Raw genomic sequence first — 20110 nt, forward strand, 5'->3', positions numbered from 1 at the left:
ATGCTTTTTTTCTGTTTTTCTGTTTTGTTTTCTTACGGACAAGTTTGTACAACACTTACAAATAATACAAATTATAATATACCTGACAATGCAGGTCCTTTTGATGCGTCAACTATTTCGATAACAAATTCATTCACGATAACAGATATAGATGTTATTGTTGATATCGACCACACCTGGAATGCTGATTTAGATATAAGTTTGGTTCATAGGGTAGGAGGATCAGATGTGCGAACAGTTAATTTATCATTTGATAAAGGAGGTAATGGTAATGGTTTTAATAATGTAACTTTTGATGAAAGTTCTACTAGACCTCTACCTACTGCGAACACAAACCTTGCAGGAACTTATAATCCTGATGGTAACTTAGATGCTTTTATTGGTGATAACTCGGTCGGTAATTGGGTTTTACGAATTCGTGATGATCAGGGAGCAGATACAGGTAGGCTTAATAGTTTTTCTATAAGAATTTGTAGAGCGAGTATATTGCAATGCGATAAAGTATACGCAAGTTCTTCCTCTACAGGAAGAAGAAATCTTTATGAATTAAGTGGTACTACAATGACAGCTGTGTATACCGCACCACAAAATATAGGAGGATTAGCAATCAGTGCTAATGGAAATGCTTATTACGATAATGCTACATTCGGTTCTCCTCCTTTATTACGTTCAAATGGGGGTACACAAATTAATACAGGTGCTACATTACCTGGTTTTTTTGTTGGTCAAGCAGCAGATGCTAGCGGTAACGTTTATTATATAGATAGTTCTTATCATTTAAGAAGGGTTAATAACGGAGCAACAGGAGCTGCAGCAGATTTAGGAGCTTTAGTTTTTGATGCCGGAGATACCATTGGATCAACATTGGCATACGGTGATATGACTTTTGATGGAAATGGAAGATTACATTGGTATGCATCAGTAGGAGGTTCAGGAGCTTCATATCTTTATGTTATAAATACAACAACCTTATCAGCTGATAATTTAGGTAATATTGGTCCAGATGGAGCAACAGGTGTAGCTTTTGATGCTTCAAGTAATTTAATTACAACAACAGATTCTGGAGCAACAGTCGTTTCTGTAGATTTTTCAGCAGCAACTTTAACAGGTACAATAGTGGGAACTGTTTCGCCAAGAGTTTATGATTTAGGTTCATGTTCTACACCTAATTTAAATCCAAACTTATCAGCAGTTAAATCTGTAAGGAATATAACAAGAGGAGAAAACCCTGCTATTACAGCTGTCACAGGAGATGTTTTAGAGTATAGTATTGTTGTTTCAAATTCTGGTAATTTCTTTTCAGAAGATGCAACTTTACAAGATGCAATACCTTCTTTTACAACATATATGGCTAACTCTACCGAGTTAAATAGTGTTTCTGTATCAGATGTGTCTGGCAATATGCCATATTCGGTAGCTTCCGAAATTAATTCACTTTCTAAACCATCAGGTGTTATTTCTGTAGGTGGGCAAGCTACAGTAACTTTTAGGGTTCAAGTTAATTCAGGGGTCTTACCTTCTTCAATTACTAACCAAGCTACAACAGAATATTCTACTTCAAGTGGAGGAGTATCAACAACTCAGGTAGAGAATTCAAATACAGTGTCTACAGCAACAGACCCATGTGTTAATGGCGCTGTATTAGGTACAGTAACAGCCAATGATCCAGATGCAGACGGAATTAATAATAGTTGCGATTTAGATGATGATAATGATGGTATTTTAGATGTGGATGAAGGATTCATAACTTGTTCAAATACTACTTTTGTATCTAATGTACTAGATAGTCGTGTTAATAATGGAGGAGGAGATAGTCGTACTCAAAACATAGATTTATCAAGTTTAGGTGTTAAGATAGGAGACCAAGTTAATGTTTCAAATCTTCTGGTAAGAGGAGATATTGATGGAGGAACTAATGAGTATTTTACATTAACTATAGATGGATCCACAAGTAGTCAAATGTCATTACCTGTTGCTTCAGCAACATGTGAAGCAAATTTATTGTCTCCAGCACCTGCTTTCAATCAGGTGGTAACAGTTAGTGATATTGGAAGTGGTGTTCCAGGTATATCAATACTAGCAATAACAGGTTCAGGTGTCGGATCTTTTTGTGATTTTAATTCATTTGCCTTGGAGTATACTGTAGATATAACATGTAACAGTATAGTTCAACAAGATACGGATAATGATGGTACACCAGATTATTTAGATACAGACTCCGATAATGATGGGTGTTTTGACGCAATAGAGGCAGATGAAAGTGTTGTGATATCTCAATTAAATGCTAACGGTAGTATAAATATAGCTACTGAAGGCGGTGTAAATACAAATGGAGTTCCTAATTTAGTTAATACATCAGGTGCCGCTGATGGTTCAAATAATGATGAAGGACAAGGAACAACTGCGAATGTAACTACAGCAAATAGTGCTAATGCAGGTACTTTAAGTGGAGGAACAGATGTTTGCGTGTCAAGCACTTTATCGTTAACAACTGATGGAAGTTTAGGTGGGTTTTGGAGCAGCTCTAACACATCATTCGCTACTGTAAACTCATCAGGTGTTGTTACAGGGGTTAGTTCAGGTTTAGCAACGATAACATATATAGTTACTTCTCCAGGAGGATGTGAGGATGAATCAACAATTGATATCACAGTAAATTCTTTACCAAATGGGGCAACAGTAAGTTCAAATGGTCCAATATGTCCAGGCTTAGATGCAGTGTTTACTATTAGTGGTGATGCTGGTAATGCTGTAAGTTATAATGTTGAAGGAGGAGCAACAAATTCTGTTATAATTCAACCAGGAGGAACAGTAGAAATAACAGTTCCAGGGGTAACAACAGATACAACAATTAATTTAACAAGTATAAACAATGGTACTTGTAATCGTGTATTAACGGAAAGTGAAACAATCACAGTTAATGACACAACGAATCCAACGGCAAGCAATGTAGCAGCGGTTAATGTTGAGTGTTCAAGTGATGTACCAGCGGTAAATATTGCAGCTGTAACAGACGAGGCAGATAACTGTGGTGTTCCAACAGTTGCGCACGTAAGTGATGTAAGTGATGGAAATACCAATCCAGAGCTAATCACCAGAACGTATAGTGTAACAGATGCGGCAGGAAACAGCATTAGTGTAACCCAAGAAATTACGGTAAATGACACAACGAATCCAACGGCAAGCAATGTAGCAGCGGTTAATGTTGAGTGTTCAAGTGATGTACCAGCGGTAAATATTGCAGCTGTAACAGACGAGGCAGATAACTGTGGTGTTCCAACAGTTGCGCACGTAAGTGATGTAAGTGATGGAAATACCAATCCAGAGCTAATCACCAGAACGTATAGTGTAACAGATGCGGCAGGAAACAGCATTAGTGTAACCCAAGAAATTACGGTAAATGACACAACGAATCCAACGGCAAGCAATGTAGCAGCGGTTAATGTTGAGTGTTCAAGTGATGTACCAGCGGTAAATATTGCAGATGTAACAGACGAGGCAGATAACTGTGGTGTTCCAACGGTTGCGCACGTAAGTGATGTAAGTGATGGAAATACCAATCCAGAGCTAATCACCAGAACGTATAGTGTAACAGATGCGGCAGGAAACAGCATTAGTGTAACCCAAGAAATTACGGTAAATGACACAACGAATCCAACGGCAAGCAATGTAGCGGCAGTGAATGTTGAGTGTTCAAGTGATGTACCAGCGGTAAATATTGCAGATGTAACAGACGAGGCAGATAACTGTGGTGTTCCAACAGTTGCGCACGTAAGTGATGTAAGTGATGGAAATACCAATCCAGAGCTAATCACCAGAACGTATAGTGTAACAGATGCGGCAGGAAACAGCATTAGTGTAGCCCAAGAAATTACGGTAAATGACACAACGAATCCAACGGCAAGCAATGTAGCAGCGGTTAATGTTGAGTGTTCAAGTGATGTACCAGCGGTAAATATTGCAGATGTAACAGACGAGGCAGATAACTGTGGTGTTCCAACAGTTGCGCACGTAAGTGATGTAAGTGATGGAAATACCAATCCAGAGCTAATCACCAGAACGTATAGTGTAACAGATGCGGCAGGAAACAGCATTAGTGTAACCCAAGAAATTACGGTAAATGACACAACGAATCCAACGGCAAGCAATGTAGCAGCGGTTAATGTTGAGTGTTCAAGTGATGTACCAGCGGTAAATATTGCAGCTGTAACAGACGAGGCAGATAACTGTGGCGTTCCAACAGTTGCGCACGTAAGTGATGTAAGTGATGGAAATACCAATCCAGAGCTAATCACCAGAACGTATAGTGTAACAGATGCGGCAGGAAACAGCATTAGTGTAGCCCAAGAAATTACGGTAAATGACACAACGAATCCAACGGCAAGCAATGTAGCAGCGGTTAATGTTGAGTGTTCAAGTGATGTACCAGCGGTAAATATTGCAGCTGTAACAGACGAGGCAGATAACTGTGGTGTTCCAACAGTTGCGCACGTAAGTGATGTAAGTGATGGAAATACCAATCCAGAGCTAATCACCAGAACGTATAGTGTAACAGATGCGGCAGGAAACAGCATTAGTGTAACCCAAGAAATTACGGTAAATGACACAACGAATCCAACGGCAAGCAATGTAGCAGCGGTTAATGTTGAGTGTTCAAGTGATGTACCAGCGGTAAATATTGCAGCTGTAACAGACGAGGCAGATAACTGTGGCGTTCCAACAGTTGCGCATGTAAGTGATGTAAGTGATGGAAATACCAATCCAGAGCTAATCACCAGAACGTATAGTGTAACAGATGCGGCAGGAAACAGCATTAGTGTAACCCAAGAAATTACGGTAAATGACACAACGAATCCAACGGCAAGCAATGTAGCAGCGGTTAATGTTGAGTGTTCAAGTGATGTACCAGCGGTAAATATTGCAGCTGTAACAGACGAGGCAGATAACTGTGGTGTTCCAACAGTTGCGCACGTAAGTGATGTAAGTGATGGAAATACCAATCCAGAGCTAATCACCAGAACGTATAGTGTAACAGATGCGGCAGGAAACAGCATTAGTGTAACCCAAGAAATTACGGTAAATGACACAACGAATCCAACGGCAAGCAATGTAGCAGCGGTTAATGTTGAGTGTTCAAGTGATGTACCAGCGGTAAATATTGCAGCTGTAACAGACGAGGCAGATAACTGTGGTGTTCCAACGGTTGCGCACGTAAGTGATGTAAGTGATGGAAATACCAATCCAGAGCTAATCACCAGAACGTATAGTGTAACAGATGCGGCAGGAAACAGCATTAGTGTAACCCAAGAAATTACGGTAAATGACACAACGAATCCAACGGCAAGCAATGTAGCGGCAGTGAATGTTGAGTGTTCAAGTGATGTACCAGCGGTAAATATTGCAGCTGTAACAGACGAGGCAGATAACTGTGGTGTTCCAACAGTTGCGCACGTAAGTGATGTAAGTGATGGAAATACCAATCCAGAGCTAATCACCAGAACGTATAGTGTAACAGATGCGGCAGGAAACAGCATTAGTGTAACCCAAGAAATTACGGTAAATGACACAACGAATCCAACGGCAAGCAATGTAGCGGCAGTGAATGTTGAGTGTTCAAGTGATGTACCAGCGGTAAATATTGCAGCTGTAACAGACGAGGCAGATAACTGTGGTGTTCCAACGGTTGCGCACGTAAGTGATGTAAGTGATGGAAATACCAATCCAGAGGTAATCACCAGAACGTATAGTGTAACAGATGCGGCAGGAAACAGCATTAGTGTAACCCAAGAAATTACGGTAAATGACACAACGAATCCAACGGCAAGCAATGTAGCAGCGGTTAATGTTGAGTGTTCAAGTGATGTACCAGCGGTAAATATTGCAGCTGTAACAGACGAGGCAGATAACTGTGGCGTTCCAACAGTTGCGCATGTAAGTGATGTAAGTGATGGAAATACCAATCCAGAGCTAATCACCAGAACGTATAGTGTAACAGATGCGGCAGGAAACAGCATTAGTGTAACCCAAGAAATTACGGTAAATGACACAACGAATCCAACGGCAAGCAATGTAGCAGCGGTTAATGTTGAGTGTTCAAGTGATGTACCAGCGGTAAATATTGCAGCTGTAACAGACGAGGCAGATAACTGTGGTGTTCCAACAGTTGCGCACGTAAGTGATGTAAGTGATGGAAATACCAATCCAGAGCTAATCACCAGAACGTATAGTGTAACAGATGCGGCAGGAAACAGCATTAGTGTAACCCAAGAAATTACGGTAAATGACACAACGAATCCAACGGCAAGCAATGTAGCAGCGGTTAATGTTGAGTGTTCAAGTGATGTACCAGCGGTAAATATTGCAGCTGTAACAGACGAGGCAGATAACTGTGGTGTTCCAACGGTTGCGCACGTAAGTGATGTAAGTGATGGAAATACCAATCCAGAGCTAATCACCAGAACGTATAGTGTAACAGATGCGGCAGGAAACAGCATTAGTGTAACCCAAGAAATTACGGTAAATGACACAACGAATCCAACGGCAAGCAATGTAGCGGCAGTGAATGTTGAGTGTTCAAGTGATGTACCAGCGGTAAATATTGCAGCTGTAACAGACGAGGCAGATAACTGTGGTGTTCCAACAGTTGCGCACGTAAGTGATGTAAGTGATGGAAATACCAATCCAGAGCTAATCACCAGAACGTATAGTGTAACAGATGCGGCAGGAAACAGCATTAGTGTAACCCAAGAAATTACGGTAAATGACACAACGAATCCAACGGCAAGCAATGTAGCGGCAGTGAATGTTGAGTGTTCAAGTGATGTACCAGCGGTAAATATTGCAGCTGTAACAGACGAGGCAGATAACTGTGGTGTTCCAACAGTTGCGCACGTAAGTGATGTAAGTGATGGAAATACCAATCCAGAGCTAATCACCAGAACGTATAGTGTAACAGATGCGGCAGGAAACAGCATTAGTGTAACCCAAGAAATTACGGTAAATGACACAACGAATCCAACGGCAAGCAATGTAGCGGCAGTGAATGTTGAGTGTTCAAGTGATGTACCAGCGGTAAATATTGCAGCTGTAACAGACGAGGCAGATAACTGTGGTGTTCCAACAGTTGCGCACGTAAGTGATGTAAGTGATGGAAATACCAATCCAGAGCTAATCACCAGAACGTATAGTGTAACAGATGCGGCAGGAAACAGCATTAGTGTAACCCAAGAAATTACGGTAAATGACACAACGAATCCAACGGCAAGCAATGTAGCAGCGGTTAATGTTGAGTGTTCAAGTGATGTACCAGCGGTAAATATTGCAGATGTAACAGACGAGGCAGATAACTGTGGTGTTCCAACAGTTGCGCACGTAAGTGATGTAAGTGATGGAAATACCAATCCAGAGCTAATCACCAGAACGTATAGTGTAACAGATGCGGCAGGAAACAGCATTAGTGTAACCCAAGAAATTACGGTAAATGACACAACGAATCCAACGGCAAGCAATGTAGCGGCAGTGAATGTTGAGTGTTCAAGTGATGTACCAGCGGTAAATATTGCAGCTGTAACAGACGAGGCAGATAACTGTGGTGTTCCAACAGTTGCGCACGTAAGTGATGTAAGTGATGGAAATACCAATCCAGAGCTAATCACCAGAACGTATAGTGTAACAGATGCGGCAGGAAACAGCATTAGTGTAACCCAAGAAATTACGGTAAATGACACAACGAATCCAACGGCAAGCAATGTAGCGGCAGTGAATGTTGAGTGTTCAAGTGATGTACCAGCGGTAAATATTGCAGATGTAACAGACGAGGCAGATAACTGTGGTGTTCCAACAGTTGCGCACGTAAGTGATGTAAGTGATGGAAATACCAATCCAGAGCTAATCACCAGAACGTATAGTGTAACAGATGCGGCAGGAAACAGCATTAGTGTAACCCAAGAAATTACGGTAAATGACACAACGAATCCAACGGCAAGCAATGTAGCAGCGGTTAATGTTGAGTGTTCAAGTGATGTACCAGCGGTAAATATTGCAGATGTAACAGACGAGGCAGATAACTGTGGTGTTCCAACAGTTGCGCACGTAAGTGATGTAAGTGATGGAAATACCAATCCAGAGCTAATCACCAGAACGTATAGTGTAACAGATGCGGCAGGAAACAGCATTAGTGTAACCCAAGAAATTACGGTAAATGACACAACGAATCCAACGGCAAGCAATGTAGCGGCAGTGAATGTTGAGTGTTCAAGTGATGTACCAGCGGTAAATATTGCAGCTGTAACAGACGAGGCAGATAACTGTGGTGTTCCAACAGTTGCGCACGTAAGTGATGTAAGTGATGGAAATACCAATCCAGAGCTAATCACCAGAACGTATAGTGTAACAGATGCGGCAGGAAACAGCATTAGTGTAGCCCAAGAAATTACGGTAAATGACACAACGAATCCAACGGCAAGCAATGTAGCGGCAGTGAATGTTGAGTGTTCAAGTGATGTACCAGCGGTAAATATTGCAGATGTAACAGACGAGGCAGATAACTGTGGTGTTCCAACAGTTGCGCACGTAAGTGATGTAAGTGATGGAAATACCAATCCAGAGCTAATCACCAGAACGTATAGTGTAACAGATGCGGCAGGAAACAGCATTAGTGTAGCCCAAGAAATTACGGTAAATGACACAACGAATCCAACGGCAAGCAATGTAGCGGCAGTGAATGTTGAGTGTTCAAGTGATGTACCAGCGGTAAATATTGCAGCTGTAACAGACGAGGCAGATAACTGTGGTGTTCCAACAGTTGCGCACGTAAGTGATGTAAGTGATGGAAATACCAATCCAGAGCTAATCACCAGAACGTATAGTGTAACAGATGCGGCAGGAAACAGCATTAGTGTAACCCAAGAAATTACGGTAAATGACACAACGAATCCAACGGCAAGCAATGTAGCAGCGGTTAATGTTGAGTGTTCAAGTGATGTACCAGCGGTAAATATTGCAGCTGTAACAGACGAGGCAGATAACTGTGGCGTTCCAACAGTTGCGCATGTAAGTGATGTAAGTGATGGAAATACCAATCCAGAGCTAATCACCAGAACGTATAGTGTAACAGATGCGGCAGGAAACAGCATTAGTGTAACCCAAGAAATTACGGTAAATGACACAACGAATCCAACGGCAAGCAATGTAGCAGCGGTTAATGTTGAGTGTTCAAGTGATGTACCAGCGGTAAATATTGCAGATGTAACAGACGAGGCAGATAACTGTGGTGTTCCAACAGTTGCGCACGTAAGTGATGTAAGTGATGGAAATACCAATCCAGAGCTAATCACCAGAACGTATAGTGTAACAGATGCGGCAGGAAACAGCATTAGTGTAACCCAAGAAATTACGGTAAATGACACAACGAATCCAACGGCAAGCAATGTAGCAGCGGTTAATGTTGAGTGTTCAAGTGATGTACCAGCGGTAAATATTGCAGATGTAACAGACGAGGCAGATAACTGTGGTGTTCCAACGGTTGCGCACGTAAGTGATGTAAGTGATGGAAATACCAATCCAGAGCTAATCACCAGAACGTATAGTGTAACAGATGCGGCAGGAAACAGCATTAGTGTAACCCAAGAAATTACGGTAAATGACACAACGAATCCAACGGCAAGCAATGTAGCGGCAGTGAATGTTGAGTGTTCAAGTGATGTACCAGCGGTAAATATTGCAGCTGTAACAGACGAGGCAGATAACTGTGGTGTTCCAACAGTTGCGCACGTAAGTGATGTAAGTGATGGAAATACCAATCCAGAGCTAATCACCAGAACGTATAGTGTAACAGATGCGGCAGGAAACAGCATTAGTGTAACCCAAGAAATTACGGTAAATGACACAACGAATCCAACGGCAAGCAATGTAGCGGCAGTGAATGTTGAGTGTTCAAGTGATGTACCAGCGGTAAATATTGCAGCTGTAACAGACGAGGCAGATAACTGTGGTGTTCCAACAGTTGCGCACGTAAGTGATGTAAGTGATGGAAATACCAATCCAGAGCTAATCACCAGAACGTATAGTGTAACAGATGCGGCAGGAAACAGCATTAGTGTAACCCAAGAAATTACGGTAAATGACACAACGAATCCAACGGCAAGCAATGTAGCGGCAGTGAATGTTGAGTGTTCAAGTGATGTACCAGCGGTAAATATTGCAGATGTAACAGACGAGGCAGATAACTGTGGTGTTCCAACAGTTGCGCACGTAAGTGATGTAAGTGATGGAAATACCAATCCAGAGCTAATCACCAGAACGTATAGTGTAACAGATGCGGCAGGAAACAGCATTAGTGTAACCCAAGAAATTACGGTAAATGACACAACGAATCCAACGGCAAGCAATGTAGCAGCGGTTAATGTTGAGTGTTCAAGTGATGTACCAGCGGTAAATATTGCAGATGTAACAGACGAGGCAGATAACTGTGGTGTTCCAACAGTTGCGCACGTAAGTGATGTAAGTGATGGAAATACCAATCCAGAGCTAATCACCAGAACGTATAGTGTAACAGATGCGGCAGGAAACAGCATTAGTGTAACCCAAGAAATTACGGTAAATGACACAACGAATCCAACGGCAAGCAATGTAGCAGCGGTTAATGTTGAGTGTTCAAGTGATGTACCAGCGGTAAATATTGCAGATGTAACAGACGAGGCAGATAACTGTGGTGTTCCAACGGTTGCGCACGTAAGTGATGTAAGTGATGGAAATACCAATCCAGAGCTAATCACCAGAACGTATAGTGTAACAGATGCGGCAGGAAACAGCATTAGTGTAACCCAAGAAATTACGGTAAATGACACAACGAATCCAACGGCAAGCAATGTAGCGGCAGTGAATGTTGAGTGTTCAAGTGATGTACCAGCGGTAAATATTGCAGCTGTAACAGACGAGGCAGATAACTGTGGCGTTCCAACAGTTGCGCATGTAAGTGATGTAAGTGATGGAAATACCAATCCAGAGCTAATCACCAGAACGTATAGTGTAACAGATGCGGCAGGAAACAGCATTAGTGTAACCCAAGAAATTACGGTAAATGACACAACGAATCCAACGGCAAGCAATGTAGCAGCGGTTAATGTTGAGTGTTCAAGTGATGTACCAGCGGTAAATATTGCAGCTGTAACAGACGAGGCAGATAACTGTGGTGTTCCAACAGTTGCGCACGTAAGTGATGTAAGTGATGGAAATACCAATCCAGAGCTAATCACCAGAACGTATAGTGTAACAGATGCGGCAGGAAACAGCATTAGTGTAACCCAAGAAATTACGGTAAATGACACAACGAATCCAACGGCAAGCAATGTAGCAGCGGTTAATGTTGAGTGTTCAAGTGATGTACCAGCGGTAAATATTGCAGCTGTAACAGACGAGGCAGATAACTGTGGTGTTCCAACAGTTGCGCACGTAAGTGATGTAAGTGATGGAAATACCAATCCAGAGGTAATCACCAGAACGTATAGTGTAACAGATGCGGCAGGAAACAGCATTAGTGTAACCCAAGAAATTACGGTAAATGACACAACGAATCCAACGGCAAGCAATGTAGCAGCGGTTAATGTTGAGTGTTCAAGTGATGTACCAGCGGTAAATATTGCAGCTGTAACAGACGAGGCAGATAACTGTGGCGTTCCAACAGTTGCGCATGTAAGTGATGTAAGTGATGGAAATACCAATCCAGAGCTAATCACCAGAACGTATAGTGTAACAGATGCGGCAGGAAACAGCATTAGTGTAACCCAAGAAATTACGGTAAATGACACAACGAATCCAACGGCAAGCAATGTAGCAGCGGTTAATGTTGAGTGTTCAAGTGATGTACCAGCGGTAAATATTGCAGCTGTAACAGACGAGGCAGATAACTGTGGTGTTCCAACAGTTGCGCACGTAAGTGATGTAAGTGATGGAAATACCAATCCAGAGCTAATCACCAGAACGTATAGTGTAACAGATGCGGCAGGAAACAGCATTAGTGTAACCCAAGAAATTACGGTAAATGACACAACGAATCCAACGGCAAGCAATGTAGCAGCGGTTAATGTTGAGTGTTCAAGTGATGTACCAGCGGTAAATATTGCAGCTGTAACAGACGAGGCAGATAACTGTGGTGTTCCAACGGTTGCGCACGTAAGTGATGTAAGTGATGGAAATACCAATCCAGAGCTAATCACCAGAACGTATAGTGTAACAGATGCGGCAGGAAACAGCATTAGTGTAACCCAAGAAATTACGGTAAATGACACAACGAATCCAACGGCAAGCAATGTAGCGGCAGTGAATGTTGAGTGTTCAAGTGATGTACCAGCGGTAAATATTGCAGCTGTAACAGACGAGGCAGATAACTGTGGTGTTCCAACAGTTGCGCACGTAAGTGATGTAAGTGATGGAAATACCAATCCAGAGCTAATCACCAGAACGTATAGTGTAACAGATGCGGCAGGAAACAGCATTAGTGTAACCCAAGAAATTACGGTAAATGACACAACGAATCCAACGGCAAGCAATGTAGCGGCAGTGAATGTTGAGTGTTCAAGTGATGTACCAGCGGTAAATATTGCAGCTGTAACAGACGAGGCAGATAACTGTGGTGTTCCAACAGTTGCGCACGTAAGTGATGTAAGTGATGGAAATACCAATCCAGAGCTAATCACCAGAACGTATAGTGTAACAGATGCGGCAGGAAACAGCATTAGTGTAACCCAAGAAATTACGGTAAATGACACAACGAATCCAACGGCAAGCAATGTAGCGGCAGTGAATGTTGAGTGTTCAAGTGATGTACCAGCGGTAAATATTGCAGCTGTAACAGACGAGGCAGATAACTGTGGTGTTCCAACAGTTGCGCACGTAAGTGATGTAAGTGATGGAAATACCAATCCAGAGCTAATCACCAGAACGTATAGTGTAACAGATGCGGCAGGAAACAGCATTAGTGTAACCCAAGAAATTACGGTAAATGACACAACGAATCCAACGGCAAGCAATGTAGCGGCAGTGAATGTTGAGTGTTCAAGTGATGTACCAGCGGTAAATATTGCAGCTGTAACAGACGAGGCAGATAACTGTGGTGTTCCAACAGTTGCGCACGTAAGTGATGTAAGTGATGGAAATACCAATCCAGAGCTAATCACCAGAACGTATAGTGTAACAGATGCGGCAGGAAACAGCATTAGTGTAACCCAAGAAATTACGGTAAATGACACAACGAATCCAACGGCAAGCAATGTAGCGGCAGTGAATGTTGAGTGTTCAAGTGATGTACCAGCGGTAAATATTGCAGCTGTAACAGACGAGGCAGATAACTGTGGTGTTCCAACAGTTGCGCACGTAAGTGATGTAAGTGATGGAAATACCAATCCAGAGCTAATCACCAGAACGTATAGTGTAACAGATGCGGCAGGAAACAGCATTAGTGTAACCCAAGAAATTACGGTAAATGACACAACGAATCCAACGGCAAGCAATGTAGCAGCGGTTAATGTTGAGTGTTCAAGTGATGTACCAGCGGTAAATATTGCAGATGTAACAGACGAGGCAGATAACTGTGGTGTTCCAACAGTTGCGCACGTAAGTGATGTAAGTGATGGAAATACCAATCCAGAGCTAATCACCAGAACGTATAGTGTAACAGATGCGGCAGGAAACAGCATTAGTGTAACCCAAGAAATTACGGTAAATGACACAACGAATCCAACGGCAAGCAATGTAGCAGCGGTTAATGTTGAGTGTTCAAGTGATGTACCAGCGGTAAATATTGCAGCTGTAACAGACGAGGCAGATAACTGTGGTGTTCCAACGGTTGCGCACGTAAGTGATGTAAGTGATGGAAATACCAATCCAGAGCTAATCACCAGAACGTATAGTGTAACAGATGCGGCAGGAAACAGCATTAGTGTAGCCCAAGAAATTACGGTAAATGACACAACGAATCCAACGGCAAGCAATGTAGCAGCGGTTAATGTTGAGTGTTCAAGTGATGTACCAGCGGTAAATATTGCAGCTGTAACAGACGAGGCAGATAACTGTGGTGTTCCAACAGTTGCGCACGTAAGTGATGTAAGTGATGGAAATACCAATCCAGAGCTAATCACCAGAACGTATAGTGTAACAGATGCGGCAGGAAACAGCATTAGTGTAACCCAAGAAATTACGGTAAATGACACAACGAATCCAACGGCAAGCAATGTAGCAGCGGTTAATGTTGAGTGTTCAAGTGATGTACCAGCGGTAAATATTGCAGCTGTAACAGACGAGGCAGATAACTGTGGTGTTCCAACAGTTGCGCATGTAAGTGATGTAAGTGATGGAAATACCAATCCAGAGCTAATCACCAGAACGTATAGTGTAACAGATGCGGCAGGAAACAGCATTAGTGTAGCCCAAGAAATTACGGTAAATGACACAACGAATCCAACGGCAAGCAATGTAGCGGCAGTGAATGTTGAGTGTTCAAGTGATGTACCAGCGGTAAATATTGCAGCTGTAACAGACGAGGCAGATAACTGTGGTGTTCCAACAGTTGCGCACGTAAGTGATGTAAGTGATGGAAATACCAATCCAGAGCTAATCACCAGAACGTATAGTGTAACAGATGCGGCAGGAAACAGCATTAGTGTAACCCAAGAAATTACGGTAAATGACACAACGAATCCAACGGCAAGCAATGTAGCAGCGGTTAATGTTGAGTGTTCAAGTGATGTACCAGCGGTAAATATTGCAGATGTAACAGACGAGGCAGATAACTGTGGTGTTCCAACAGTTGCGCACGTAAGTGATGTAAGTGATGGAAATACCAATCCAGAGCTAATCACCAGAACGTATAGTGTAACAGATGCGGCAGGAAACAGCATTAGTGTAACCCAAGAAATTACGGTAAATGACACAACGAATCCAACGGCAAGCAATGTAGCAGCGGTTAATGTTGAGTGTTCAAGTGATGTACCAGCGGTAAATATTGCAGCTGTAACAGACGAGGCAGATAACTGTGGTGTTCCAACGGTTGCGCACGTAAGTGATGTAAGTGATGGAAATACCAATCCAGAGCTAATCACCAGAACGTATAGTGTAACAGATGCGGCAGGAAACAGCATTAGTGTAACCCAAGAAATTACGGTAAATGACACAACGAATCCAACGGCAAGCAATGTAGCGGCAGTGAATGTTGAGTGTTCAAGTGATGTACCAGCGGTAAATATTGCAGCTGTAACAGACGAGGCAGATAACTGTGGTGTTCCAACAGTTGCGCACGTAAGTGATGTAAGTGATGGAAATACCAATCCAGAGCTAATCACCAGAACGTATAGTGTAACAGATGCGGCAGGAAACAGCATTAGTGTAGCCCAAGAAATTACGGTAAATGACACAACGAATCCAACGGCAAGCAATGTAGCAGCGGTTAATGTTGAGTGTTCAAGTGATGTACCAGCGGTAAATATTGCAGATGTAACAGACGAGGCAGATAACTGTGGTGTTCCAACAGTTGCGCACGTAAGTGATGTAAGTGATGGAAATACCAATCCAGAGCTAATCACCAGAACGTATAGTGTAACAGATGCGGCAGGAAACAGCATTAGTGTAACCCAAGAAATTACGGTAAATGACACAACGAATCCAACGGCAAGCAATGTAGCAGCGGTTAATGTTGAGTGTTCAAGTGATGTACCAGCGGTAAATATTGCAGCTGTAACAGACGAGGCAGATAACTGTGGTGTTCCAACGGTTGCGCACGTAAGTGATGTAAGTGATGGAAATACCAATCCAGAGGTAATCACCAGAACGTATAGTGTAACAGATGCGGCAGGAAACAGCATTAGTGTAACCCAAGAAATTACGGTAAATGACACAACGAATCCAACGGCAAGCAATGTAGCGGCAGTGAATGTTGAGTGTTCAAGTGATGTACCAGCGGTAAATATTGCAGCTGTAACAGACGAGGCAGATAACTGTGGTGTTCCAACAGTTGCGCACGTAAGTGATGTAAGTGATGGAAATACCAATCCAGAGCTAATCACCAGAACGTATAGTGTAACAGATGCGGCAGGAAACAGCATTAGTGTAACCCAAGAAATTACGGTAAATGACACAACGAATCCAACGGCAAGCAATGTAGCGGCAGTGAATGTTGAGTGTTCAAGTGATGTACCAGCGGTAAATATTGCAGCTGTAACAGACGAGGCAGATAACTGTGGTGTTCCAACAGTTGCGCACGTAAGTGATGTAAGTGATGGAAATACCAATCCAGAGCTAATCACCAGAACGTATAGTGTAACAGATGCGGCAGGAAACAGCATTAGTGTAACCCAAGAAATTACGGTAAATGACACAACGAATCCAACGGCAAGCAATGTAGCGGCAGTGAATGTTGAGTGTTCAAGTGATGTACCAGCGGTAAATATTGCAGCTGTAACAGACGAGGCAGATAACTGTGGTGTTCCAACAGTTGCGCACGTAAGTGATGTAAGTGATGGAAATACCAATCCAGAGCTAATCACCAGAACGTATAGTGTAACAGATGCGGCAGGAAACAGCATTAGTGTAACCCAAGAAATTACGGTAAATGACACAACGAATCCAACGGCAAGCAATGTAGCGGCAGTGAATGTTGAGTGTTCAAGTGATGTACCAGCGGTAAATATTGCAGCTGTAACAGACGAGGCAGATAACTGTGGTGTTCCAACAGTTGCGCACGTAAGTGATGTAAGTGATGGAAATACCAATCCAGAGCTAATCACCAGAACGTATAGTGTAACAGATGCGGCAGGAAACAGCATTAGTGTAACCCAAGAAATTACGGTAAATGACACAACGAATCCAACGGCAAGCAATGTAGCGGCAGTGAATGTTGAGTGTTCAAGTGATGTACCAGCGGTAAATATTGCAGCTGTAACAGACGAGGCAGATAACTGTGGTGTTCCAACAGTTGCGCACGTAAGTGATGTAAGTGATGGAAATACCAATCCAGAGCTAATCACCAGAACGTATAGTGTAACAGATGCGGCAGGAAACAGCATTAGTGTAACCCAAGAAATTACGGTAAATGACACAACGAATCCAACGGCAAGCAATGTAGCAGCGGTTAATGTTGAGTGTTCAAGTGATGTACCAGCGGTAAATATTGCAGCTGTAACAGACGAGGCAGATAACTGTGGTGTTCCAACAGTTGCGCACGTAAGTGATGTAAGTGATGGAAATACCAATCCAGAGCTAATCACCAGAACGTATAGTGTAACAGATGCGGCAGGAAACAGCATTAGTGTAACCCAAGAAATTACGGTAAATGACACAACGAATCCAACGGCAAGCAATGTAGCAGCGGTTAATGTTGAGTGTTCAAGTGATGTACCAGCGGTAAATATTGCAGATGTAACAGACGAGGCAGATAACTGTGGTGTTCCAACGGTTGCGCACGTAAGTGATGTAAGTGATGGAAATACCAATCCAGAGCTAATCACCAGAACGTATAGTGTAACAGATGCGGCAGGAAACAGCATTAGTGTAGCCCAAGAAATTACGGTAAATGACACAACGAATCCAACGGCAAGCAATGTAGCAGCGGTTAATGTTGAGTGTTCAAGTGATGTACCAGCGGTAAATATTGCAGCTGTAACAGACGAGGCAGATAACTGTGGTGTTCCAACAGTTGCGCACGTAAGTGATGTAAGTGATGGAAATACCAATCCAGAGCTAATCACCAGAACGTATAGTGTAACAGATGCGGCAGGAAACAGCATTAGTGTAACCCAAGAAATTACGGTAAATGACACAACGAATCCAACGGCAAGCAATGTAGCAGCGGTTAATGTTGAGTGTTCAAGTGATGTACCAGCGGTAAATATTGCAGCTGTAACAGACGAGGCAGATAACTGTGGTGTTCCAACAGTTGCGCATGTAAGTGATGTAAGTGATGGAAATACCAATCCAGAGCTAATCACCAGAACGTATAGTGTAACAGATGCGGCAGGAAACAGCATTAGTGTAGCCCAAGAAATTACGGTAAATGACACAACGAATCCAACGGCAAGCAATGTAGCGGCAGTGAATGTTGAGTGTTCAAGTGATGTACCAGCGGTAAATATTGCAGCTGTAACAGACGAGGCAGATAACTGTGGTGTTCCAACAGTTGCGCACGTAAGTGATGTAAGTGATGGAAATACCAATCCAGAGCTAATCACCAGAACGTATAGTGTAACAGATGCGGCAGGAAACAGCATTAGTGTAACCCAAGAAATTACGGTAAATGACACAACGAATCCAACGGCAAGCAATGTAGCAGCGGTTAATGTTGAGTGTTCAAGTGATGTACCAGCGGTAAATATTGCAGATGTAACAGACGAGGCAGATAACTGTGGTGTTCCAACAGTTGCGCACGTAAGTGATGTAAGTGATGGAAATACCAATCCAGAGCTAATCACCAGAACGTATAGTGTAACAGATGCGGCAGGAAACAGCATTAGTGTAACCCAAGAAATTACGGTAAATGACACAACGAATCCAACGGCAAGCAATGTAGCGGCAGTGAATGTTGAGTGTTCAAGTGATGTACCAGCGGTAAATATTGCAGCTGTAACAGACGAGGCAGATAACTGTGGTGTTCCAACAGTTGCGCACGTAAGTGATGTAAGTGATGGAAATACCAATCCAGAGCTAATCACCAGAACGTATAGTGTAACAGATGCGGCAGGAAACAGCATTAGTGTAACCCAAGAAATTACGGTAAATGACACAACGAATCCAACGGCAAGCAATGTAGCAGCGGTTAATGTTGAGTGTTCAAGTGATGTACCAGCGGTAAATATTGCAGATGTAACAGACGAGGCAGATAACTGTGGTGTTCCAACAGTTGCGCACGTAAGTGATGTAAGTGATGGAAATACCAATCCAGAGCTAATCACCAGAACGTATAGTGTAACAGATGCGGCAGGAAACAGCATTAGTGTAACCCAAGAAATTACGGTAAATGACACAACGAATCCAACGGCAAGCAATGTAGCAGCGGTTAATGTTGAGTGTTCAAGTGATGTACCAGCGGTAAATATTGCAGCTGTAACAGACGAGGCAGATAACTGTGGTGTTCCAACGGTTGCGCACGTAAGTGATGTAAGTGATGGAAATACCAATCCAGAGCTAATCACCAGAACGTATAGTGTAACAGATGCGGCAGGAAACAGCATTAGTGTAACCCAAGAAATTACGGTAAATGACACAACGAATCCAACGGCAAGCAATGTAGCGGCAGTGAATGTTGAGTGTTCAAGTGATGTACCAGCGGTAAATATTGCAGCTGTAACAGACGAGGCAGATAACTGTGGTGTTCCAACAGTTGCGCACGTAAGTGATGTAAGTGATGGAAATACCAATCCAGAGCTAATCACCAGAACGTATAGTGTAACAGATGCGGCAGGAAACAGCATTAGTGTAGCCCAAGAAATTACGGTAAATGACACAACGAATCCAACGGCAAGCAATGTAGCAGCGGTTAATGTTGAGTGTTCAAGTGATGTACCAGCGGTAAATATTGCAGATGTAACAGACGAGGCAGATAACTGTGGTGTTCCAACAGTTGCGCACGTAAGTGATGTAAGTGATGGAAATACCAATCCAGAGCTAATCACCAGAACGTATAGTGTAACAGATGCGGCAGGAAACAGCATTAGTGTAACCCAAGAAATTACGGTAAATGACACAACGAATCCAACGGCAAGCAATGTAGCAGCAGTGAATGTTGAGTGTTCAAGTGATGTACCAGCGGTAAATATTGCAGCTGTAACAGACGAGGCAGATAACTGTGGCGTTCCAACAGTTGCGCATGTAAGTGATGTAAGTGATGGAAATACCAATCCAGAGCTAATCACCAGAACGTATAGTGTAACAGATGCGGCAGGAAACAGCATTAGTGTAGCCCAAGAAATTACGGTAAATGACACAACGAATCCAACGGCAAGCAATGTAGCAGCGGTTAATGTTGAGTGTTCAAGTGATGTACCAGCGGTAAATATTGCAGATGTAACAGACGAGGCAGATAACTGTGGTGTTCCAACAGTTGCGCATGTAAGTGATGTAAGTGATG

At 42.8% G+C, this 20110-nt stretch carries 1 protein-coding gene (running past one end of the window); it reads left to right on the forward strand.

What is annotated here, in order from left to right; all coding sequences use genetic code 11:
• Nucleotides 1-20110, forward strand: partial view of a T9SS type B sorting domain-containing protein gene (locus ACQ629_RS12625; protein ID WP_483705496.1) — the 5' portion only. 9386 nt of this gene lie beyond the right edge of the window; the window shows 20110 of its 29496 coding nt (coding positions 1-20110); it begins with the start codon at nucleotides 1-3; the stop codon falls past the right edge of the window.

The organism is Tenacibaculum sp. SM2510, from assembly GCF_057002845.1.